A 23,919-nucleotide genomic window follows, 5' to 3' on the forward strand; every position below is an offset into this window, starting at 1 on the left:
ACGATTTTTTTGATCTACTTTTCTGTAACAACCAGCGTTCCCTGCATCACACGCCAGTGGCCCGGAAAAGAGCAGATGAACGGATATTCACCGGGCTGAGCAGGTGCTTTAAAATTGAGACGATATGTTTTCCCGGAATTGATCAGCGGTGTTGCAAACAGGACATCCTTTGTGTCCGGTATGAAATTTCTTTCAAAACCATCTTTCAAACTTGCCATTGCATCGGCAGCTTCGCCTACTTTTTGAACACTTCTCGGTTTGACGATCACAACGTTGTGCGGCATCAGGTCAGGATTTGAGAAGAGCAGAGAAATGGATTTTCCGGCCGGAGCGGTAATGTTTTTTTTATCAAACGCCATTTTGGCTTCGATGGCAGTAAGCGTTATTTCCAGCGTAGCGAGTTCCTGTAATTGGGACAAAACCTGCTTTCTTTCATTTTCAGGAAGCTGCATGGCAAGATTTTCTGCTTTTTTGATTTCTGTTCTGAAAAACTCCGAGCCCTGCAAACTGTCCGCTGTGCTGCTGATGTATGTTGCGAAGTTTTCCAGGATTTGCTTTTTGTTTTCATTTCCGATCTTAAATAATAACTCATAAGCCGCAGCGTGCACCGGATAAAATGGCGAGGCAATTCCGTTTTTTTTCGAAGACGATTTATCTGCAAGATTTTCCGGAACCGTTGTTGTCAGATCTTTTATTTTTTGATAAAAAGTATTTTTCAAATTCTGATCTGTGAGCAAATCGATTCCTTTTAAATAACCAACCAGATTTCCAGTTTGCTCCTGCGCAATGTTCCAGACTGAGCGATCGGATTGTTCTTCGGAAATAATTGCCGCGTATCCGATGGGTTGCTGATAACCGTTGTTTTTAATTAGTCTCAAAAATTCAGCATTAGCCAATTTTAATTCCGATCTGTCGGATTGAAGCAGCATCGCAGTTAAATCGGCAGAAGCCGGTTGACCGTTCTTTTTGTTTTGGTTTACAAGGATGTTTAGCAAAATTTGGACCGCATTGCTGTTTTGCGTTTTAACGATTTTAGCAAGCGCTTCCTGTTTTTGTTTTAAGTTAATGTCGCTTCGTGACAGCAAAACTTCCGGCACCTGGGGAATTCCGGGTAAGTCCAAAAGTTCCTGTGTATTCAGATAGTTTAGCAAATGGCTTATCTGGATGTTTTTAAATTTTCCATCGCTGCCATTTTTCTTTAACTCCGATAACCATAATGGTTTAAGATATAAAAATGTTTCCCGGATTGCATAGTCCAGATGGTAGTCTGTCGGATATTTGAATACATCCAGTGCAGCCAGGAACGCATCATCAGAATTAAAAAAACTCAGTGCAACCACAGCTTCCAGCCTTACCCTTGGCGACTGGTCGTTGACACGCTGCCGCATCAAATCGGTGGAGCCAGCTACACGGTCACGCCAGTTTAGAAGCACTTTGGTTGCCGCAGCACGCGCCTGATACTGTTTTGCATTTAAAAGCGTAGTTAATAAATTTTGTTCAACAACATCAAAATCCTGGTAAAGCCAAAGCGCTTCCAAAAGATAATGCTCGTAGTGTTCATTGTTTTTGTCGAGCGCAGCTGTCCACTTTTTTATTTGCGGCAAAATATCAGAAGCTTTTTGCTCACGTATTTGTGCGCGGGTCCGGTGGCGCAGACGATCTTCGTGTTCTTTCAGATTGTCCAATAGCTCGGGTATGGTAAGCTTCGAGAGGTCCGTAACCTTAAGCAATGGTTTGTTTTTATAGGTTATTCGCCAGATCCGTCCGTGCGACTTATCCCTTGCCGGATCGCGGGGCGGATTTTCACCATGAGATATCAGCGGATTGTACCAGTCTACAATGTAAAGCGCCCCATCCGGCCCAAATTTGATATCGATTGGACGAAAATTAGGGTCTGAGGATTGCAGCAGGTTTTGTACTTCTTTGCTTTTTATTCCGGAGCCCTCCGGTAAGATGCGGTGCTGTTTGGTTCCCTGAAATCCGATGTTGTTATTGATAAGAAAATCGCCCTGCACAGAATCAGGAAAGTTTCGGCTGGAAACGATTTCAATGCCCGCGGTTGGCCGGACCCTGTTTTCTGTAAACATTTCCATACGGGGATGTTTGTCAGGATAATCGATCTTTCCGGTCATAGGCGGCGCAAAATAATTGGAACCGTCCGAAGCGTCGCCAATTAAGTGCATGCCCCATTTATCAAAAACATTTCCCCAGGGGTTAAAGTAAGGGTAAGAAATATAATGCGAAAGTTTTCCCGTTCTCGGTTCAAAACGGTAAGTGGCTCCGCTATATGAGCGCACCGGACCATAAGGTGTTTCAATTTGTGAATTCAGAAAAATACCTTCATTAAAATACAGCGCTCCATCCTGACCAAAAGTAAAGGCATGAGTTGCATGGTGGCTGTCTTCGGAGCCAAAACCGGTCAGTACGACTTCGCGTAGGTCCGCTTTTCCATCACCGTCGGTATCCTTTAAAAAAACAAGATCGGGTTCCTGCGAAACATAAACGCCGCCGTTGCCAAATTCAAACCCCAGAGGAAGGTAAAGGTTATCGGCAAAAACAGTATGTTTATCGGCTTTACCATCCCGGTCCGTATCTTCCAGAATTACAATTTTGTCATGAACCGGAATACCAGGAAAATACTGCGGGTAGGTAGGCATGGTCGATACCCAAAGCCGGCCTTTTGCATCAAAATTCATAGCCACCGGCTTTTCAACCGGAAAATCCTTTTCTGATGCAAAGAGGTTAATCTGGTAGCCTTCGGGAAGGGTAAACTTTTCAGTGGAAGTCGAGAAGGTTTGTTGGTGCTCGTGTGCAGCATCGCCTTGCCGGCCTTTCATCGGAATATCAGGAATCAGCATCGGATCGACCGGTTTGCCTCTTCTGTCAATGATTTCAATCGCTTTTGCAAAACTGTTTTTGCCTCTGCTCAAATCCCAGATCACTGAGTCCAGAGCTGCCGTCATCTGATTTAGTTTGCGGAGTTCCGGCGGAAAAGCGATCACCCCAAAGGGTTCCCGCCGTCTGCCATAAATGTATTCACCGTTAACAGCACGCCACCGGTAAAAAAAATGATCATCCTTCATTTTGATGACCTGCCGCAGCTTTTTGCTGATCTCTGAGTTTAAGTCTGTTTTTGCATTCATTCCCAACGATTTGGCCATTAATTCCGCAGCCAGTTTATAGCCGGAGTCGTTTAAGTGTATGCCATTGATAGTGAGTGGTTTAGTATTTTTTGAAACAAAGTTATTGGTAAATGGTGTGAACAGATCTATAAAAAAAAAGCCATTTGCATCAGCCATTTTTTTCATTGACTTTGTGTAAAGATCCAGGTTTTGATTGTGTTCAGCAGGATCAGGATAATGGCCACCCAGATTTTCATGCGCAATAGGGGAGACCACAACAAGTTCCGGGGCTGAAGTTCCGTTGTAACGATTGCTTTGCAGATTTTTTATGAAGGCGGAAAAGTCTTTTTCAAACTGTGCGAGACCTGAGTTTCCTTTAAAAGCCTCGTCCATACCAAAACATAGGAAAATAATGTCGGCTGTCTGGTCTGTAAGATCCTGGTTCAGACCGGTAAAGTTTAGCGCGACCGGCATATATATCGGCTCACCTTCGTGGGTGAAACCCTGAAAAGTAATTTCTTTTTCAGTCTTGGGTTTGGATAATGTTTTTTCTCCGAAACCTGGGAAGTTCAGCGGCCGGGGTTGCAGGCCAACCTCATCAGCACTCCATCCCATGTTACGCAGCCGAAGCTGGCGGTCGGGAAAATTCTTTTGGAGCAGGGTTTCGAAATAACCATAATGCCGCATCCTGTCTGCAAAAGTATTTCCGAGAAACACAACATGACTGCCTTTTTTTGGTTCTAATTTCTTTACCAAAGGCTGGCAAAAACCGGAAGTTGTGAGGAGGCAGAGAAAAACATAGCGAATCGCGAGCGTCAGAATTTTTCCGGCTGTCATAATTTAAAGTGTTTCATGACACGCCGGCCTGATCCGGTGGTCATTATTAAGAGTTTAGTTTCTGTACAGAAGTAAACCGCCGGACACCTTGTTTTTACTTCTTAGTTTTCAATAAATTCTGTATTTAGTGATAATTTAAAAATCTTGTTGCTTTACTGTATGTTGGTACAGAAAGAGGTAAGTCCTGCTAAACTATTATTTCCGATATTTGCAGAAAAATATTTCGCACTAACAAAAGAATACTTGTCGCCGGATCAAACAAAACCAGTTTTTAGTGTTTTCGAAGAATCACTTACTTCTTATTCTTTTCCTGATAGATTTGCATTCCCTTTTGATTATCAGCCTCATCCGCTGAGTTTACTGGCAGTTGGAAAACTCCAGGCGCATTTGAGCACACAGCGTAATTGGCAGCATAACTTTGGTTTGTCAGGTGATGAGAAGGATGTAATCGGAAAGATGTTTGGTGTTCTGGTTGTTCGAACTCAGGAGGGCGAAATTGGTTATTTGTCGGGTTTTTCAGGAAAGTTGGCGGGCGGAAATCAGCATGACGAATTTGTTCCGCCTATTTTTGACGGAACCGCTCAGGGGAGTTTTCTGAATGAGGGCATGCTGGAACTAACCCGAATAGGCCAGGAGATCAGGGTACTGGAAGAGCCATGTAACACTACCGATGCGGAACAGATTCTGGTTTTGAAAAATGCACGAAAACTGTATTCTGTTTCTTTGCAAAACAAAATATTTGATCAATATCACTTTCTGAACCGGGCGGGAACTACCAAAAGTTTACGCGAAATCTTTGAAGCTACTTCATATAAAAATCCACCAGCCGGAGCCGGAGAATGCGCTGCACCCAAACTGTTACAGTATGCCTTTAAGCACCAGATGCAGCCAATTGCAATGGCTGAGTTCTGGTGGGGATTATCTCCAAAATCAAATTTTTGGAAACACGGTCATTTTTACCCGGCCTGCCGCGAAAAGTGCGAACCAATCCTGGCCCACATGCTTTCGGGAATTGAAATGGAAAAAAGGCCGTTAGAAGTGTAATAATATTTGATCTCCTTATGCAAAAACAGTGTGGCAGATGCAGGCATTTGTTTCAGTGCCAGTCGGATGACATCGAAAACTGTCAGTGTAATAAAGTAAAGCTTACCGATGAAACAGTCGCTTTTCTTGGCAAAACTTATTTTGATTGTCTTTGCCAGGCTTGTCTTTTGCACTTAAACGCCCAGACATCAGCCGTAAAGGATCTTACTTTCCCTACCCGCAGTGATATGTTCGTCGAAGGAGTTCATTTTTACAAAGAGGGAAATAACTGGGTATTTACAGAATTGTACCATATGCTGCGCGGACATTGCTGCGGGAACAGCTGCAGGCATTGTGTGTACGGTTTTTAAAAAGGCCGTGTTTAAAGTTTGTTTTGACAAGATTGCGAATTTACTAACCATATCATTGCTCGTTTAAACCGGAGATAAAAATTAAAGAATTATCTTTGCACCATAAAACGATACTATGATTTATTTCTTCACCGACGATCACAACACTGTTTTTGCTGTTCAGATTGAACGAACACTCACAGCCTCAGATATTTCAAAATTAGAATGGCTATTTGCCGGAGCAAAACTCAGCCATCAAACCATCATTACTGATTCATTTGTTGGACCTCGTGCTGCCATGATTACGCCATGGAGTACCAATGCTGCTGAAATAACCCAGAATATGGATATTCAAAGCATTGTCCGTATTGAAGAATTTAAAAGGGTGGAAGCAGATTTTACCGGCTTTGATCCGATGCTTTCGCAAAAATACAGTGAGCTCAACCAGGATATCTATACAATCAGCATTCGGCCTGAATCCATTCAGGAAATTGATGATATAGCCGAATATAACAAGCAGGAAGGGCTTTCTTTGAGCAGTGAAGAAGTTGATTATCTTAACAAACTTTCAGAAAAACTGGATCGTAAATTAACGGATTCAGAAGTCTTTGGATTTTCGCAGGTTAATTCAGAACATTGCCGTCACAAGATTTTTAACGGAACATTTGTGATCGATGGTCAGGAGCAGCCGGTTTCGTTGTTTAAGATGATTCGCAAAACTTCTGAAACAAATCCAAACGGAATTGTTTCAGCCTATAAAGACAATGTGGCCTTTGTTAAAGGTCCTGTTGTTCAGCAGTTTGCACCAAAAAGACCGGATGTTCCGGAATACTATGAAATAAAAGACTTTGAATCCGTAATTTCTTTAAAAGCGGAAACACATAATTTCCCGACAACGGTTGAACCTTTCAACGGTGCAGCAACCGGATCCGGTGGAGAGATTCGAGACAGGCTTGCAGGCGGACAGGGTTCGCTGCCTTTAGCTGGAACGGCCGTTTACATGACCGCACTGTCCCGTCTGGAACAAAACCGTCCATGGGAAAAAGGAGTAGAGGAAAGAAAATGGCTTTACCAGACGCCAATGGATATTCTGATCAAGGCATCAAACGGAGCTACTGATTTTGGTAATAAGTTTGGTCAGCCGTTGATCGTAGGATCATTGCTAACCTTTGAACATGAGGAAGATGGCCGCAAGCTGGGTTATGATAAAGTGATCATGCAGGCCGGTGGCATTGGATATGGCAAAGCCGGCCAGGCACAAAAACAAAAACCGGAACCTGGTGATAAAATCGTTGTTTTAGGAGGAGAAAATTACCGGATCGGAATGGGCGGTGCTGCTGTTTCATCGGCGGACACGGGTGCTTTTGGTTCGGGTATAGAGTTAAATGCCATTCAGCGGTCTAATCCGGAAATGCAGAAGAGAGTTGCCAACGCCGTTCGCGGAATGGTAGAAAGTGATAACAATACGATCATTTCCATTCACGATCACGGTGCAGGCGGGCATTTGAACTGTTTATCTGAACTCGTTGAAGAAACTGGTGGAAAAATCGATCTGGATAAATTGCCGGTTGGTGATCCTACACTTTCTGCAAAAGAAATTATTGGAAACGAGTCCCAGGAACGTATGGGACTTGTCATCAATAAGGAAAATCTGGAAATATTAAAGACCATCGCCGAGCGTGAAAGAGCGCCGATGTACACGGTTGGCGATGTTACAGGTGATCACCGTTTTACATTCGAATCTGCCAAAACCGGGGCCAAACCGATGGATCTGGAAATGGATGACATGTTCGGAAGTTCGCCAAAGGTGCTTATGCATGACAAAACGGTTGAGCGCAAATACGAAGCAATATCTTACGATCAAGCAAAGTTGCACGATTATGTAAGTCAGCTCTTGCAGCTAGAAGCCGTAGCAAGTAAAGATTGGCTTACCAACAAAGTCGACCGTTGCGTAGGTGGCCATGTTGCCAAACAGCAATGTGCAGGTCCGCTTCAGTTACCTCTAAATAATGTAGGAGTAATGTCCCTTGATTTTCAGGGAAAGGACGGGATTGCAACTTCAATAGGTCATGCACCACTTTCCGCGCTGATTGATCCTGCCGCCGGAAGCCGCAATGCCATAGCCGAATCCCTTTCCAACATCGTTTGGGCACCATTGAAAGATGGACTTGCCAGCGTTTCGCTGTCAGCAAACTGGATGTGGGCATGTAAAAATGAAGGAGAAGATGCGCGGCTGTACAAGGCTGTGAAAGCTTGTTCTGAGTTTGCGATCAGCCTGGGAATCAATATTCCGACCGGAAAGGATTCGCTTTCGATGAAGCAGAAATACAAGGATACTGAGGTAATTGCCCCGGGTACTGTGATCATTTCCGCTGCCGGACATTGCGATGATATAACAGCTGTTGTCGAACCGGTTTTGAAGAAAAACGGGGGAGCGATCTATTATATCAATCTCTCAGGCGATGATTATAAACTGGGAGGTTCCTCATTTGCACAGATATTAAACAAAATCGGAAGGGAAACACCGGATGTTGTGGATGCAGAAAAATTTGCGGCCGCCTTTAATGCCATCCAGCAATTGATAAAAGCAGGAGAAATTCAGGCAGGTCACGACATCGGCAGCGGCGGTTTGATTACCACCCTGCTTGAAATGTGTTTTGCCGATCGTGATCTGGGTGCATCTGTTGATCTTTCTGTTTTAGGTGGTCAGGATATTATAGAAAAACTTTTTGCAGAAAATATTGCCATTGTATTCCAGGCACATGAGTCTGTGGAAAAAGTGCTTACCGCCAGCGGTGTAACTTTTCATAAAATCGGCAGCGTTACTTCAACAGCAGGTTTGGATGTAAAAAACACTTCTGAGTCCTGGACTTTTGACATTGACCAGCTGCGTGATGTCTGGTTTAAAACTTCTTACCTGCTCGACCGCAAACAAAGTGGAGAGGTTAAAGCAAAAGAACGTTTTGAAAACTATAAAAACCATGTGCTTCGTTACGATTTCCCGGAAGGTTTTGATGGTAAAAAACCAGTAATTGATGCTTCAAAACCAAGGCCAAAAGCGGCGGTGCTTCGTGAGAAAGGAAGTAATTCTGAAAGAGAACTGGCCAACGCCATGTATCTGGCAGGTTTTGATGTTAAAGATGTTCACATGACTGATTTGATCTCAGGCAGGGAAACGCTTGAAGATATTCAGTTCATTGGCGCGGTAGGTGGGTTTTCCAACTCGGATGTATTGGGTTCTGCGAAAGGCTGGGCAGGCGCATTTCTTTATAACGAAAAGGCAAAAATTGCTTTGGAAAACTTCTTTAAAAGAGTGGATACGTTATCTGTCGGGGTTTGTAACGGCTGTCAGCTTTTTATAGAACTTGGGCTGATTAACGAAAACCACGAGGAAAAGCCAAAAATGCTGCACAATGAAAGCGGCAAGCATGAAAGTATTTTCACTTCGCTGACTTTGCAGGAAAACAATTCCGTGATGCTTTCTTCTCTTGCAGGAAGTACACTGGGCGTTTGGGTTTCACATGGCGAAGGCAGGTTCCAGCTGCCTTACGAAGAAAACAAATACAATATTGTTGCCAAATATGGCTACGAAACATATCCTGCCAGTCCGAATGGTTCTGCTTACAACACGGCGATGCTTTGTGACGAGTCAGGCAGGCATTTGGTGATGATGCCACATATTGAAAGATCATTATTTCAATGGCATTGGGCAAATTATCCGGATGGAAGAAAAGACGAAGTTTCTCCGTGGATGGAAGCCTTTGTGAACGCCAGAAAATGGGTTGAATCAGCAAATCAAAAATAAACTGGTTGCTCTTTAGGTGAAGTAATTACGAATCCGGGTTTTGAAAAGTGTGCTAATTTGGCGGCTTTACAAAACCCGGATTTATTTTGCCCGAAGTTTGGCGCTAAAAGGTTTTAAGATTTTTTAACATGAATATGTAACGAATTTGTAGAATTAATATACCACAATTGTATTGCCGCCCGTTAGCCGTATTCATAACCTACTCTCTACATGCGAAAGAATCTCTATCTGTTATTACCTCTGCTGTATTTTTCCTTACAAAGTTTTGCCCAGCAAATTACAATCAGCGGTTTTGTCCGCGAAAAAGGAAGCCGTGAATTGCTGCCCGGCGTGAATGTTTATATCGAAAACACTTCTTTCGGAACCGTTACCAATACTTATGGATTTTACTCGCTAACCATTCCCAAAGCAGATTCCATTTCTGTTTCCTATTCTTTTGTAGGTTACGAAAGGCAACAGCTCAGGATTGGTACGCAGGCAAATCGGGAGCTAAGTGTTGAGCTTCCGGCAGTGAATCAGCTCGACGAGGTGCTTGTTACCGCCAGTCGCCAGGATGAGAAAGTAAGTGAATCGGTGCAGATGAGCAAAATTGAAGTGCCGATTTCTCAGATCAAAAAACTGCCTGCTTTTCTGGGAGAAAAAGATGTGATACGTGTTTTACAACTCATGCCCGGTGTTCAGAAAGGGACTGAGGGGCAAACTGGATTGTACGTCAGAGGAGGCGGCCCTGATCAGAACCTGATTATACTGGATGACGCGGTGGTGTACAACGCGAGCCATCTTTTTGGTTTTTTCTCTGTTTTTAACGGTGATGCCCTCAAAAGTGTTGAGCTGACAAAAGGTGGTTTTCCTGCACGTTATGGCGGAAGACTTTCTTCGGTTGTGGAAATGAACATGAAAGAAGGAAGTAAGGAAAAACTGCATGGCGAAGGTGGTATTGGTCTTATTTCATCGCGGCTTACGCTGGAAGGACCTTTGGCAAATAAAAAATCTTCGTTTCTGATATCTGCAAGACGTACATATATCGACGTGCTGGCTGCTCCGTTAATTGCCCAGCAGCAGATAGGTGACGACAGCAAAGTAAAACCCGGCTATTTTTTTTACGATCTGAATGCAAAAATTAACTACGATTTCGGACCAAAAAACAAGGTTTACCTGAGCGGCTATTTTGGCAGGGATAAATTTAGTATCAGAGAAAAAAGCTCCGACAGCGAGAATAGATCAGGATTAAACTGGGGAAACGCTACGGGAACATTACGCTGGAATCATTTGATCAACCAAAAACTCTTTGTTAATACTTCACTGATTTACAGTCATTTCAATTTCAATATTTTTTCTTACGACCGGGATGAAAATGAAGGTAAAGAACCCGATATTTTTAGTCTGAACTACAACAGCGTGATCAGGGATTTCAGTTTAAAAACAGATTTTGACTTTTATCCCAGTACAAAACATGCGATCAAATTTGGTTTACAGGCAACTACGCACCGTTTTGTACCTTCTGCTTTGGCTGTTGCCGGAGATTTCTTTAACAGCCAGGTTGATTTACAGGCCAAACCAATTAACAGTCTGGAAGGCGGTGTTTACGGGGAAGATACCTGGCAGCCTTTTGATAAACTTAAAATAAACGCCGGGTTCAGGTTAAGCGCTTTTCAAACGCCGGCAAAAACTTATATCCGGCCTGAGCCCCGTTTTTCTGCTGCATTAAAATTGGCCAAAGACTTTTCGATGAAGGCTTCTTATGCAAAAATGAATCAGTATGTACACATGCTCAGCAACACCGGTTTGGGTTTGCCAACAGATCTCTGGGTTCCGACCACGGACAGAATCGCACCGCAGCAATCGAGTCAGGTGGCTTTCGGTTTTGCAAAAGATCTGGAAAAACCAGGACTGGCATTGACTTTGGAAGGCTATTACAAAAAAATGAACAACATCATTAGCTACAAAGAAGGCTCTTCCTTTATCAATCTGGATGGTGAAAATGCTAATGAGATTAATTGGGAAGACAACGTGACTTCCGGCAAAGGCTGGTCGTATGGTGCTGAATTTATGGTGCAAAAGAAAACGGGCAGGCTCTCGGGCTGGGTTGGCTATACACTTTCCTGGACGCAATGGAAGTTTCCTGAACTGAACTTTGGAGAAACCTTTTACCCGCGTTACGACCGCCGCAATGATCTTTCCATTGTGGGGATTTATGAGATCAGCAAACGGATCACACTTTCGGCAACCTGGGTGTATGGGACAGGGAATGCGCTTACCCTGCCTGTATCCAGATACACGACATTCAGAAATCCATATGTTCCGGGTGCGGCGAATGGTAACTGGTTCTACCCAATTTACGGATCTAATACAACGGAGTTCGGTAAAAAAAATTCTTTCAGGGCAGAGGCTTATCATCGTATGGACGTTGCCATTCAGTTTCATAAAAAGAAAAAGAGGCACGAACGTACCTGGGAATTTGGACTCTATAATGCTTATAACCGCAAAAACCCGTTTTTCTATGATATTGATAATAAGATCGATCCAAAGAATCCTAACCAGAGAATTAATGTACTGACCAGGATTTCGCTTTTTCCCGTGCTTCCATCATTCAGTTACAATTTTAAGTTCTGATCATACCCGGATTTTTATATCATGAATAAAAAACATTACATCTACATACTGATTTGCTGCTTTTTGCTATCCGGCTGCGAAAGCATGATCAACGATCTGGACGCCGATAAATTACCAGCTGTTGAATCCCGCCTGGCTGTCGAATGTTACCTGTCGCCACAGGAAAATGAAATCAAAGTAAGAGTTACCCAGTCTCAGCCGCTGCTGGGGCCGGCCAGTTATGAAGCGGTCTATATCAAAAATGCCACTGTCGTAATTGCTGGTGACGCCGGTCAGATTACGTTACCTTACAATGATTCCCTGAATACTTATGTGGTCAGTGCGAGCCAGTTTAAGATAGAGGCGGGCAAAAAGTATAATTTGTCTGTCAGTGATGGCAAGCGTTCGGTGAAGGCCAGCTGTACGGTGCCAGCAAACACTGCAATTGTAAAAAGCTACTCAATTGAAGCTGTTACTACCGGTCCGAGATATCCGGGAGATAGCCTCATTCAGGCAAAAATGGCGTGGGAAGATATTAGGGGAGAGCCAAACTATTATGTACTGCGGGGTTATGCCGGGATCGAGCAAACAGATTACGCCTACAATCCGTCGGGCGGAGGTGGAAGCATTGTCAGGCAGAGAAGCAAAAACGTATTTAATTCCAGCTACGAAAATTTTCTTTATGTCGACACCAACATTGATGGAATTACCTTCAACTCGCCGGTTTTCCCCATTTCGCTTTATAATCGAAAGTTCAATTACCTGGACAAGGATGGAAAGCAGCAGTCGGTATCGTCCGATCCGGTTTTGAAAGAAGTGTATTTCGAGATTTTAAATATGGATGAAAATTACTATAAATTCTGTAAGACTCTGAAAGATAACAGCAACAGTGATAATCCCTTTGTTGAACCGGCCCTGATTTACACCAACATCGAAGGAGGACTGGGATGCTTTGGCGCATACAATACAGGAAGTCTTTTGATCAGACAATAGCCGGTTTATTCTCATTTCCATGACTTCTCGCAGGATTAGCCGGTGAGAGGTTTTTTTAATTTTAAATCAGTAATATGGTAATCATCGCTTAACGACTGGGTAATCTTGTTTGCCTTTATTTGCACACAAATTAAAGAAGCAAACCGATTATTCGATGCCTAAGTTTTCACTCCTGTTACTACTCTTTTTTGTTGCGCTTATTTCGTTCGGTCAGGATCAGAAAAAACCTGATCCGAACTATAAGTTATTGGTTGGAAATGCTGTCGTTCAGTCCAAAAATTATTACCTGTTTACCCTTTTTGAGCAAATTCCTGCGGTTAAGCTTTTGCTTGAAAAAGATGAGAAGTTATCAAAGCTTGCAAAAGACAAGTTTAATAATCTGGAAAATTCTGTAAAAACCTGTAAAAACGATTACCTATGTTTTACAACCAGAATGAAGTTTACCGAAGAAGAAATTTCACTGGTTTCTCAACGCTTAGCGGAACTGTATTCGGAGAAAAATGCATTGGGTAAACTTGTGTCTGAACATTTAATTGCCTCAGGAACCTACATTTTGTTTCACAAATCTTCACCAAAAGAAATTCTCGTAAAAGCCTGGGAGCAGGATGCAAGAGGAATTAATCATGTAATAGAAGTGTATGCTGAGGGTAAAAAACCAAATTATCCCGCCATCGACTCTATCGGTTTTAGAACAAGATCAAAAAGTTATCCGGTTCTTGTCTACGACTGTGCTGAAATGGTCAGGCAGGAAAGGAAGAATCCGGGTCTGTTTTTTGCGCCGTCCATGAATTTTGCCTTGCAATTTCTGGAAGTAAATGAAAGAAACGAAGTAGCTGACTATGAACCAATGGTTTCAACAGTGAATAAGGCTGCTTATGAAAAAGTTAAAAAGATTGATTGGAATAAATTCAAATATACGCTCATTCTGGTTCCGGGAGCGGGTCCGGATACCCACGACAGAGCACTGAGCGAAGGTGGAATTCTGCGTTGCCGGGTTGCAGCGCTTCGTTATTTTGAGGGTTTGGCTCCGTTTATAGTGGTTTCCGGTGGAAGGGTTCATCCATATAAGACCAAATACAGCGAGGCATTTGAAATGAAAAAATTTCTGATGGAAACACTGAAAGTGCCTGAGCATGCAATCATCATGGATCCGCATGCCCGCCATACGACTACAAATATGCGTAACGGTGTGCGGCTGCTGTTCCGCTACGGAATGCCTTTTGATAAGCCCTGTCTCGTTTCAACCATGCGTGCACAAAGCTACTATATTACAAATGATGCCTTTGTGACACGCTGCCAAAAGGAAATCAACCACGTTCCCTACAAGCTTGGTAACCGGCTTTCAGAAACTGATTTTGAATTTTACCCGGTTATTGATGCACTGCACATTGATGCCGATGAGCCGCTTGATCCATAGGATTATACGTCTTACTTCAAATTTACAAATATCAAAAAGTTTACATTTTGATAACAAAGGCTTCCCATTGGCGTAACAGTGGGAAGCTACTTTTGCGCCCGGATTCGGCACGTTACATATCGTAAGGGTTGCGTTTTCCGGGAAACATCTTATTGTTTTAATCTAATAAAAAGTTTTATGAAGAAACTACTTTTACCTGTAATTCCAGTGATGATTGCCGGTGCTTTGGTTTTTAGTCCGGGTTCATTTATTTGGGCTGCACCGGTTAAAAATCAATCTGTAATCGCTGAGAGTAAACGTGCGCCGAAAGTGAAGGTGACGGGCAGGGTAATTGACGAAAGCGGAGAGGCGCTGTTTGGTGTAACGGTTCTTGAAAAGGGAAATAACAGCAGCGGAACGGTGACGGATGTTAACGGAGAATTTTCGATTGAAACAAATCAGGGAAGCACGCTGGTTTTTTCTTTCGTTGGGTTTATAGCGCAGGAAGTCGTGGTATCAGATAAATCCTCAATTCAGATTCAGCTGAAACAGGATGCTTTGATGCTCAACGAGGTAGTTGCAGTGGGTTATCAGACCATGCGTAAAAGTGATCTGACCGGAGCGATTTCAAGTGTAAAGGCAAAAGAGCTTAACCTCACAACACCAACACTAGGGCAGGCTCTGGTAGGAAAAGTGGCGGGTGTTCAGATTTCACAGGTAAGTGGTGCTCCTTATGTAGGAACTAAAATACGTGTAAGGGGAGTAGGTTCAGTCAATGCGAGTTCGGATCCTTTATATGTTGTGGATGGTTATCCTGCCGGGACGGATATTTTTATCAATCCCAATGATATCGAGTCTATTGATATTCTTAAAGATGCAGCTTCTGCGGCCATTTATGGGTCACGTGCTGCCGGAGGTGTTGTTTTGATTACAACCAAAAGGGGTAAAGAAGGCAAAGGAAAGCTGGAATATGATTACCAGTTCGGTGTGCATCAGCTGAGCAAAAAAATCGATATGCTCAATTCTTCGGAATTTGGACAAATAATGATCGATGGCCGTAACAACAGCTACCGCGATCTGATGGTGAACGGCGGGAAAGCCTGGACGGATGCGAATTATTCCGATGACAATGCTACCAGAATAAAAAACGTAGGAAATGCCGGTACGGTGAGTATACCGACAGATCTGTACGATTTTGCTAACCAGAAATTGATCACACCAAAATATGATACAGACTGGCAGGATGAGCTTTATCGCAATGCACCAGTGAATCGTCACAATATCACATTCAGCGGCGGGCAAAAGGGATTGCGTTACGCAATTAGCGGAGGACATCTGACCCAGCAGGGGATTATTCTCAGTACCAAACAGGAAAGAACAAACTTCCGGGCAAACATTGATGCCGATGTTAACAAAAGGCTGAAAGTCGGAGCAAACCTGTCATTTACGTCTAATGCCAACCGTGAGGTTCAGGAAGGACGTTTCAATCAGGGGCCAATTCTTGGTGCATTGGTTTATATGCCAATTTTTAAAGCATATAATGAAGATGGCAGTCTGGCTAAAAATGAGGCGGCTGCACTGAGTGCAGGATACGGATATCAGTCGATTGAAAACCCGGTAGCATTGGCCACCGAAACGCATATCAACAGAAAAGGTCAGCGCGGTACCTATAACGGTTTTGCAACTTTCGAAATCATCAAGGATTTGAATTTCAAGGTAAACCTTGGTATGCAGACTTATAATGAAAAGTATGAGTATTACACGCCAACGAGTCTGAGCAGCGGTGCAAATCCTCCGGGATCAGCCCAGGCGATTGCAGCTGCAAATGCTGTTGCACAAACGATCATGCAAACCGACAAACTGGCCGAGTTTACACTGAATTATAAAAAGACTTTGGGCAAGCATAATTTTGACGGACTTGTGGGATACACGGTTCAGGAAAACAACCGTGACCTAATCGCAGTAACTTCAAGAGGTTTTCAAAATGACCGTATTGAGGAAATCACAGGAAAAGGAGCTGATGCGACATTCTTCTCATTAAATTCCGGAACAGGAAAAATAGACTGGACACTGATCTCGTATCTGGCCAGAGCGGTTTATAATTTTGATAACAAATATTATCTGACTGCTTCTTTCCGTACCGATGGCTCTTCCCGTTTTGGTCCGAATAACCGATGGGGTAATTTTCCCTCTGTTTCAGCAGGTTGGAATATATCTAATGAATCTTTTTACCATGACCTGCTTGGAAAAGCTTCAACGATGAAGCTTCGTGCAAGCTGGGGTCTGAGCGGAAACAACAACATTGGTAATTACGCCTTTTTGCAAACAATGGCGGCTCCTGGCGGCGTCGTATTTGGAAACAGCTCGGTTAACACAGCCATGTGGGCCGAAGGTATCAAGGATCTGAATCTGGGTTGGGAGTCTACTTCTCAATACAATGTGGGTCTGGATCTGGGATTGCTCGATGATCGTCTTTCGATCATTGGCAACTACTATCTGAGCCGCTCTTACAACCTTCTGTTTAATCAGCCATTGTCTGCCATTTCAGGGACATCTACGATTTTGACGAATTTAAGAGATTCCAAAGTTCAGAATACAGGGTTTGATATCCAGGCTGATGCCCGTGTTATTTCAAAAAGGGATTTGAGTTTAAATATCACCGGTAATTTTTCTTTAAACCGCAACAAGGTTTTGAATATGGGTGGTGCGAGTACAATTTACAGCACTGGTGCTGAGCGCTCGTACCTGACACACATCACCCGTGAAGGTCAGCCAATCGGAATGTTCTATGGCTTCAAGGTCAAAGGCATGGTAAGAGAATCGGATATGGAAAATCTGGCTGCGGATAATGCCGTTTATAATTCGGCAACACAATCGTATCCTGCTGGTTACGTTTTGAAAGGACCTGCGCGCTCAACCGCATCAACCAACCCGCTTCGTCCTGGTGATCTTTACTTTGAAGATGTGAACAAAGATGGTGTTGTAAACGATGCAGACAAAGATGTGATCGGTACTCCTTATGCAAAATTTACCTACGGATTTGCAGTTTCAGCCAGCTATAAACAGTTTGATTTTACTTCTTCCTTTAATGGAAGTCAGGGAAACCAGGTGCTTGATGGCCAGGATTATTACATCTACAACATGGAAGGATCGGGTAACCAGTATGCTAAGGTTTTAAATCGTTATCGTTCAGAAGCAGAGCCAGGCGATGGGAAAGTTTACCGTGCTGCCCGTGGAGGAACGCAAAGCAACAGCACACGTCTTTCTTCTTTTTACTTACAGGATGGTTCGTACCTGCGCTGTACCAACATCACGCTTGGATATAATGTAGCACAAATCGCCAGACTAAGTAAAAATGCGGTAAGTCAGCTGAGACTTTATGTAAGTGTTGACAACGCTTTCACGGTAACTAAATATCTGGGCTACAATCCGGAGGTGGATTACAACAACGGAGCCAACCTGACTCCAGGTGTTGATTATGGAAAATATCCGCTCGCCCGTGCTTACAACATCGGCGCCCGTATCACATTTTAATTTCTGAAATATGTTTAGCTATAAATTTAAAATAACAAGCCTTCTGGCTGCGGCAGGACTCGCCATTATGAGTTCATGTTCGTCTGACTTTATTGACCTGCGGGATCCTAATGCGGTTTCCAATGATACCTATTACCGGACAGAAAGCGATGTGCTCGCTGCGCTGAACGGGATTTATCAGTCGCTGAGAAGTGGTAACGGAATTGGAGAGACAAGTGCATTATTTAACGAAGAACGTTCTGATAATACCGGAAGAAACGATAACCAGTCAAATGCCGGAGAGCCGTTTCAGTTTAATGATTTTTCGCTGCTGCCAAGCAATGCCTATTTGAAATCTCACTGGCTTGCCTTATACCAAAGTATTTCCAGGAGCAACCAGGTTCTCGACGGAATTGAGAAGGTTACTTTTACAGATAACAATCTGAAAGAGCAGTACAAAGCAGAAGCCAAATTTATCAGGGCACTGACTTATTTTCATTTGGTTCGTAAATGGGGTGATGTGCCCTTGGTGACCAAACCGTTGACGACGATTGCAGAGGTGCAGGCAAGTACAGCCCGTGAAAAACAGGCGGTAGTCTACCAGCAAATTGTGGCAGATTTGAAAGATGCAGTGGGCAGTACTTTGCCTAATGTGCAAACCGCAGCAACAAAAGGAAAAGTTACAAAGGCGGCTGCAAACGCCCTTTTAGGCCAGGTTTATCTAACCATGGCTACGACTTTGGACCAGGCTGGCCGCACGGCAAATCTTAATGAGGCGAAGACTTATCTGACTGCCGCTTATAACCTGCGCTCGTTCGGTTTATTAAAAGAAATTCCTTATACAGATGTTTTTGATGTAGCCAAGAAGTCAACCTGTCCGGAAATTATTTTCCAGGTTGTGAACCGTCAGGGAGATATCAACTTTTCTTCTGCAATTGCCAGAAATAACCAGGCAAAGGGCGAGACGATTAATTCTCCTTTTACGTCAACCGGTGCAGGTGGAAATGTAACGCCTGATCTGGTTTTGGATTATGAAGAAACGGATCTGAGAAAAACCTTTTCGATCAAATATGCGAATGACGCCATTGTTAAAGACTATTTTATCACCAAATTTCGTGATGCAAGTGCAGCAGCAACAACAAATGGTTATGGCGGAAATGACTGGATATTAATTCGTTATGCAGATGTTATCCTGATGCTGGCGGAAGTGAATATGTATCTGGGAGATGCAGCTGCGGCGATTGGCTTCCTGGATCAGGTCAGAGAAAGAGCTGGTATGCCAAAATATGATGTGATGAAAACAAATGCGGCTTATACAGCTAAATATCCAACACTAAAACTTGCGATTCTGCATGAGCGCCGCGTTGAGCTTGCATTTGAAAACCACCGTTTGTTTGACCTGTTGCGTAGCTTCACAACAGACGAACTGGTAGCTTATTTTAAATCCAAAAAACAAGCTGACTTTGGAATAGCTAAACTGATCAATTTTGGTAAAAAGGACCGGTATTATCCGATTCCGTTTGATGAGGTTAAGCTTAATCCTGAAAAGATGTACCAAAATGAAGGATATTAATTCCTGATTCTCCTTATACCTTCCCGGCTGTGTTTACTTATAGTAAATGCAGCCGGTTTATTTTTGTTGTATGTAAAAATTCCTATAATCTGCTGGAACAATTATTTAAGGAGCTGTAACCTATTACGCCAAATATGAAAACCTTAAATTTAATTATCATGAAAAAGTCAGTCATTTATATCGGAATTTTCTCTCTACTTTTAACCGGAGGGGCGTTTGCTCAAAAAACGACAATTTCTACAAACCCGAACGAGAGTACAAGAGATACTACCAAGCAAAGAACAACCACAGGCGCCCGCAAAACAAATGACGGAACGCATCAGCCTGCCAATTCAAAAGTAAATACCGCCACACAACAAGGTAGAGCAACAAATGCAGGGGCTGCCACAAAAAATGCGGATGGTAAGGTGAGCAAAGGCGGGGTAGTGGGTAATTCAGGCGCATCAGCTCAGGCACAAACTTCGCAGTCAAGCCCGGCTACATCGCCGCCAAAGAAAACCAGAAAAGAAACCATTAATATTTCTCAGGGACCGATCAATAAAACGCAGCCGGATTCAGAAGTGAAAAAAGGAAGCGGATCCGCTCCCAAGAATACTAAAAATAAAACGGGAAAAACCGGGAACTACCAAAATGAAGCCACTAAAAAGGATAACGGAAATTAATTCGTAGTTCAATAAAGTCTAAGCCACTCTGTCCGTAATAGGGCAGGGTGGCTTTTGTCTTAAAATACTTCCCCAAGCGTGAGTTTGATTCCCCTGTAATCTTTACTAAAACCATAATTCAGCGCAATATTTGTCCCTGAACGCTTGTTCATTTTAATGCGTAAACCTGCACCGGCTCCGGGGTTCCAGCTGATCAGGAATGTGCTTTTCGGGCCGCTTACCGTATTGGCATTGGCAAAAATGACGAATCCTAAAAAACCGTTGCTTGTAATATCGCGGCGGTATTCAGCCTCCACATAAAAAAGACTTCGTCCACGGTAACGGTTCTGGTCAAAACCCCGACCCGACCGGTTATAATCTTCCCATCCTATACTGGGCAAATCCAGATAAGGTACTTTGTGACCCATGGCCTTCCACAGATAAGACCAAACCGCCAGCATATTTTGTTTATGATCAGCAGTTTGATTGAAGCGGATATATTTACGAAAATCAACATAAACCGACTTCCATAAATCTTCATTGCCCAAAAAAGGAGGGTTCACACGGTACTGCAAACTTACATAATATCCGTCCAGCGGGTTGATTGTATTGTTTCTCGTATCGAATAAAACATTAAAACTTAAACCGGAGGAAAAGCTATTACTTAATTGCGCGGTCCCGTAAGGATAGCCGGTATAGTCTGCCAGAAGAGGATCTTCCGGATTGGTTCTTACCCGCATACGGTAATCGATATGATAGCCGATTCCTGCAAAAAATCCATGCGACAATCGTTTGAGAGCCTGCTGATACAAACGCAGGTAAGAATAATTGACCAAAAGTTTATCGTCTTCTTCAAATTGTCTCCCCAAGCCCCAGGTATACTGAGGATAAACCATCAGCCGTGTGTCTCCGCTGATTACCCAGCGATTCTGCCTTAGCCAAATGTAAGACCGGATCGGAAGTCCGAAACGCTTTTTGAAGTTCCAGTAAGGGGTAAAAGTGACTCGCGACATGTAAGTGTCTTCCCTGTCACCCAGATAAAAACCGGCAGTTGTGGAAGTTACCAGCGCCGCTCCGCCGCCGGGAACCTGTGTAGAAAAAGGAAGGGCAGAAAAATAAATCGTTTTGCCCTCTGTTGGTTCCGGTTTTCTGATCCGGATGTGTAACAATCTTTTTCCTACATCTACCAAATCCAGCAATTTGCTTGTGTCGCCTTTTATAGTAGAATCGCGTTCAATCACATTTCCGGGACTTTGCGCATACAGCAGACAGGGAAGGCTGCCGGCAAACAGCATGAGAAAAGTCAATACCCGGCGTGTTTTTTCTGGAAGCAGCTTCGAATTACACTTTATTATTTTACTGCCGGGACTCAAATTCATTATCTGTGTGTTTCAAAACTATTTTACCGGATTTGTCAGGCAGATTGGCTGCGAAACGTGTGTCCAAGATGTAGTCTTTACACCTGCATGGCATAACACCAATAAAAACGAAAGCATTCACGGAAATGTCCGGCAGCGTCCCAAGAAGTCATTGGGAGCTGAAAAGCTGGATTTTAATCGTTATTCAAAAACAACGCGGATAGTTTGGCTGCCTCTTGCTTTTTCGTTGAATGTTCTGAAAAGATAATTGCCTTTGGAAGTTAAGGGTTGGGAATACAATGCACTTTTAACAGTAGGTTCACTGCCATCGGTTGTGTAGTGGGTTTTTAGGTTTTTAGATTGATTGTTGGCAAATATTTTACCATCCTTTATCAGTACACCAGGGGTGGGAATACGATAGTTGAACCCGCCGGAGTAGGAATCAAGTCTTGGCATCTCGCGCTGATTCAGCGTGGCGACATAAGCATTCCATGCTTTTTGGTATAACACCTTGCTTTGAGTAGTATCCAGCTCACTGACCCACTCGGGATCTTTTGCCCAGGATCTTTCCGCTACGCTTATTACTTTGGGTAAAAGCATAAACTCGAATCGTTCCGGTGTAGCGATGGTCTCACTCCAAAGCGCCGCCTGCAAACCGGTAATATTTTTTCTGGCCGCTACACTTAGTTGCTGTTTGCCTGCGTAAGCGTTGGCAGCAATTGGATCTCCATCCAGATTTTCTTTACTGTTTTTGTAATAATTGTATGGAATGAAATAATAGGGTTTGTCGATATCTACATATCCACCCCAAAACATACCCGGCTCATGAAAACTTTTGTTAGCGGCCATATCCAGATAGTTATTGGTCACGTTGGACAAAATAATCTTATATCCCATGTTGGCCATCCGGTAGGCAAGATCCTCAGCTCCTGTTCCAAGCAGGTTGTTCCACACATCGGCGTGGTAATTCCGGTCAGCGACCGTGCTGTCCTCAATCATTCTCTTTTTGCCATTTTTAAGAACTTTTTTCATGCCAATCTCCTCCCATCCCGACATGTAAAGGTTTCTGGATTTTAACATTTCATGCACTTTTGAAAAATAATACTTCCAAAGTCCGTCAACATTTTCAATTGACTTATCTTTTGCAAGAAGCTCATTTACTGCGGGAGATTTTTCCCATACGCCTGCCGGAACTTCATCACCGCCAAAATGGATCGTTGTCAGCGGCGCATCTGCTTCTTTGTACATCAGCACAAGTTCGTCGGTAATTTTTTTCATAAAATTATAAACCGATGGCAGTGCCACATTAACGACGTTATCTCTCCACATCTGAACGGAGCGGTAAGTGGATTGGTCCTGTGGATCTGCAAGTCTGTATTTTTCGGCGGCCTGTTTTTCACCTTTGGCTGAAAGGTTTTTGTAACGCGCTTCCATGGACATGATCGCTGCACGGGCGTGCCCGGGCGATTCAATTTCAGGAATGACCTGAATATGGCGTTGCTTGGCAAAACGAAGTATTTCAGTAAAATCATTTCTGGTATAAAATCCACTGCCTGAACTAACGCCAGTCTGAGGACCCGAGCCGTAGGTTGGTGGAAGGTATTTTTCACTGGTGAGTGTATGGCCACGCTGTGAGCCAACCTGAGTTAATTCGGGCAAGCCCGGTATTTCAAGCCGCCAGCCTTCGTCGTCACTAAAATGAAAGTGCAACACGTTCATTTTATACAAAGCCATCACTTCCAAAGTTTTCAGAATTTCTTCTTTTTTGATAAAATTACGCGCAACATCAACCAGAAGGGCGCGATGTTCAAATCTGGGTGAATCTGTCACTTCAACAGCCGGGATGTTGATGAAAGACTGTTTAACAGCCCACGATTTGGGCGGCATTAGTACTTTTAAGGACTGCATTCCGTAAAATATGCCCGTAGCTGTGGACGCAGTGATTGTTATTTTATCCGAATTAACGGATAGCTGATAAGTATTTTCGGGTAAATGCGCTTTTTGCAGGATAATTACCTTGCCGGTTGATTTTGGCAGAACAGCAGGTTTGCGTCCCAATAATTTTTCCAAATCAGCTGCCAGCAAATTTGCCTCCTTGCTGAAAGAAGCGTCAGTAACAATTTTGGCAGAAAAATCGAGTCGAAACACACCGCTTTTTTCTTCATACTTTACTGGCGTGGGAAGGATTTTTTGTGGAGCAGGAAGATCTTTTAACTGAGTATTCTGAGAAAAAATTTTGGCAGCAAACTCCGGTTCGGACGGAATAGCGCTGATATAACCGGGGTCGGTATTGGTTAAGGAATAGCCTTTTTCAGGATTTTTGTCCCATACAATATAGAAGCCCAGGGGCATGTCGGAAATGTTTCTTGAATCCTCCGCGGTGATTTTAATTTCACGGCTTGCTCCTGAAGGTAAAGAGGCAAAACTTTCAGTTGGAGATAATCTGTACAAGCCACCATGAATGGACGTTATCGTGAAGTCGGGATTTTTCTCGTCTACCAGTCTTTTAAATGAGTTGAAATAGATGTTCCAACCTTTCGCAGGCAGGCTTTCTTTTCCGGAATTGGTAATTAACACGGCAGTACGCATAGGCGAAGCCGCTTTGAGTTGAATTTTATAGGTCAGCCTAACGTCTTGGGCTGAACAACAGGCAATACTGAAACTTAAAAGCAGACAAAGCTGTATCAATCGGATCTTGTAATTCATACTCCAAAAT

General features: G+C 43.3%; 12 protein-coding genes. 9 read left to right on the forward strand and 3 right to left on the reverse strand.

Annotated features, from left to right (window positions below; translation table 11 throughout):
• Positions 1-14: 14 nt before the first annotated feature.
• A complete protein-coding gene (locus tag E0F88_RS15825) occupies positions 15-3,959 on the reverse strand; it encodes a PVC-type heme-binding CxxCH protein (protein WP_131959241.1) in 3,945 nt (1,314 codons plus the stop codon).
• A 159-nt stretch (positions 3,960-4,118) separates the two neighbouring features.
• On the opposite strand from E0F88_RS15825, the gene E0F88_RS15830 reads away from it, so the two are divergent.
• The 9 genes from E0F88_RS15830 (at position 4,119) to E0F88_RS15870 (ending at position 19,866) form a co-directional block, all read left to right on the forward strand.
• On the forward strand, positions 4,119-5,003 hold the full coding sequence (locus tag E0F88_RS15830) for a pseudouridylate synthase (RefSeq protein ID WP_229213784.1): 885 nt from the start codon (positions 4,119-4,121) through the stop codon (positions 5,001-5,003).
• 17 nt (positions 5,004-5,020) lie between these two features.
• Positions 5,021-5,353, forward strand: coding sequence for a cysteine-rich CWC family protein (locus tag E0F88_RS15835; protein WP_131959242.1), 333 nt, complete (start codon positions 5,021-5,023; stop codon positions 5,351-5,353).
• Positions 5,354-5,468: 115 nt separating this feature from the next.
• Positions 5,469-9,137 carry a phosphoribosylformylglycinamidine synthase gene (gene purL / locus E0F88_RS15840; protein WP_131959243.1) on the forward strand — a complete coding sequence of 1,223 codons (3,669 nt, stop codon included), beginning with the start codon at positions 5,469-5,471 and terminating at the stop codon, positions 9,135-9,137.
• Between the two features lie 210 nt (positions 9,138-9,347).
• Complete coding sequence (locus tag E0F88_RS15845) at positions 9,348-11,750, forward strand: TonB-dependent receptor (RefSeq protein WP_131959244.1); 2,403 nt, start codon at positions 9,348-9,350, stop codon at positions 11,748-11,750.
• Between the two features lie 21 nt (positions 11,751-11,771).
• Positions 11,772-12,722 (forward strand): DUF4249 domain-containing protein, encoded by a 951-nt coding sequence (locus tag E0F88_RS15850; protein WP_131959245.1) that lies wholly within the window; start codon positions 11,772-11,774, stop codon positions 12,720-12,722.
• Positions 12,723-12,876: 154 nt separating this feature from the next.
• On the forward strand, positions 12,877-14,139 hold the full coding sequence (locus E0F88_RS15855; RefSeq protein WP_131959246.1) for a YdcF family protein: 1,263 nt from the start codon (positions 12,877-12,879) through the stop codon (positions 14,137-14,139).
• 177 nt (positions 14,140-14,316) lie between these two features.
• On the forward strand, positions 14,317-17,652 hold the full coding sequence (locus E0F88_RS15860; protein WP_131959247.1) for a SusC/RagA family TonB-linked outer membrane protein: 3,336 nt from the start codon (positions 14,317-14,319) through the stop codon (positions 17,650-17,652).
• A 10-nt stretch (positions 17,653-17,662) separates the two neighbouring features.
• Positions 17,663-19,204 carry a RagB/SusD family nutrient uptake outer membrane protein gene (locus tag E0F88_RS15865; RefSeq protein ID WP_131959248.1) on the forward strand — a complete coding sequence of 514 codons (1,542 nt, stop codon included), beginning with the start codon at positions 17,663-17,665 and terminating at the stop codon, positions 19,202-19,204.
• Between the two features lie 158 nt (positions 19,205-19,362).
• The gene (locus E0F88_RS15870; protein ID WP_131959249.1) at positions 19,363-19,866 is read left to right on the forward strand and encodes a hypothetical protein; all 504 of its coding nucleotides are present in this window, start codon (positions 19,363-19,365) and stop codon (positions 19,864-19,866) included.
• A gap of 59 nt (positions 19,867-19,925) precedes the next feature.
• On the opposite strand, the gene E0F88_RS15875 is transcribed toward E0F88_RS15870, so the two are convergent.
• On the reverse strand, positions 19,926-21,224 hold the full coding sequence (locus E0F88_RS15875; protein WP_131959250.1) for a BamA/TamA family outer membrane protein: 1,299 nt from the start codon (positions 21,222-21,224) through the stop codon (positions 19,926-19,928).
• Positions 21,225-21,404: 180 nt separating this feature from the next.
• Complete coding sequence (locus E0F88_RS15880) at positions 21,405-23,909, reverse strand: family 20 glycosylhydrolase (protein ID WP_131959251.1); 2,505 nt, start codon at positions 23,907-23,909, stop codon at positions 21,405-21,407.
• Between the last annotated feature and the right edge of the window lie 10 nt (positions 23,910-23,919).

Source organism: Dyadobacter psychrotolerans, assembly GCF_004349265.1.
GTDB lineage: Bacteria > Bacteroidota > Bacteroidia > Cytophagales > Spirosomataceae > Dyadobacter > Dyadobacter psychrotolerans.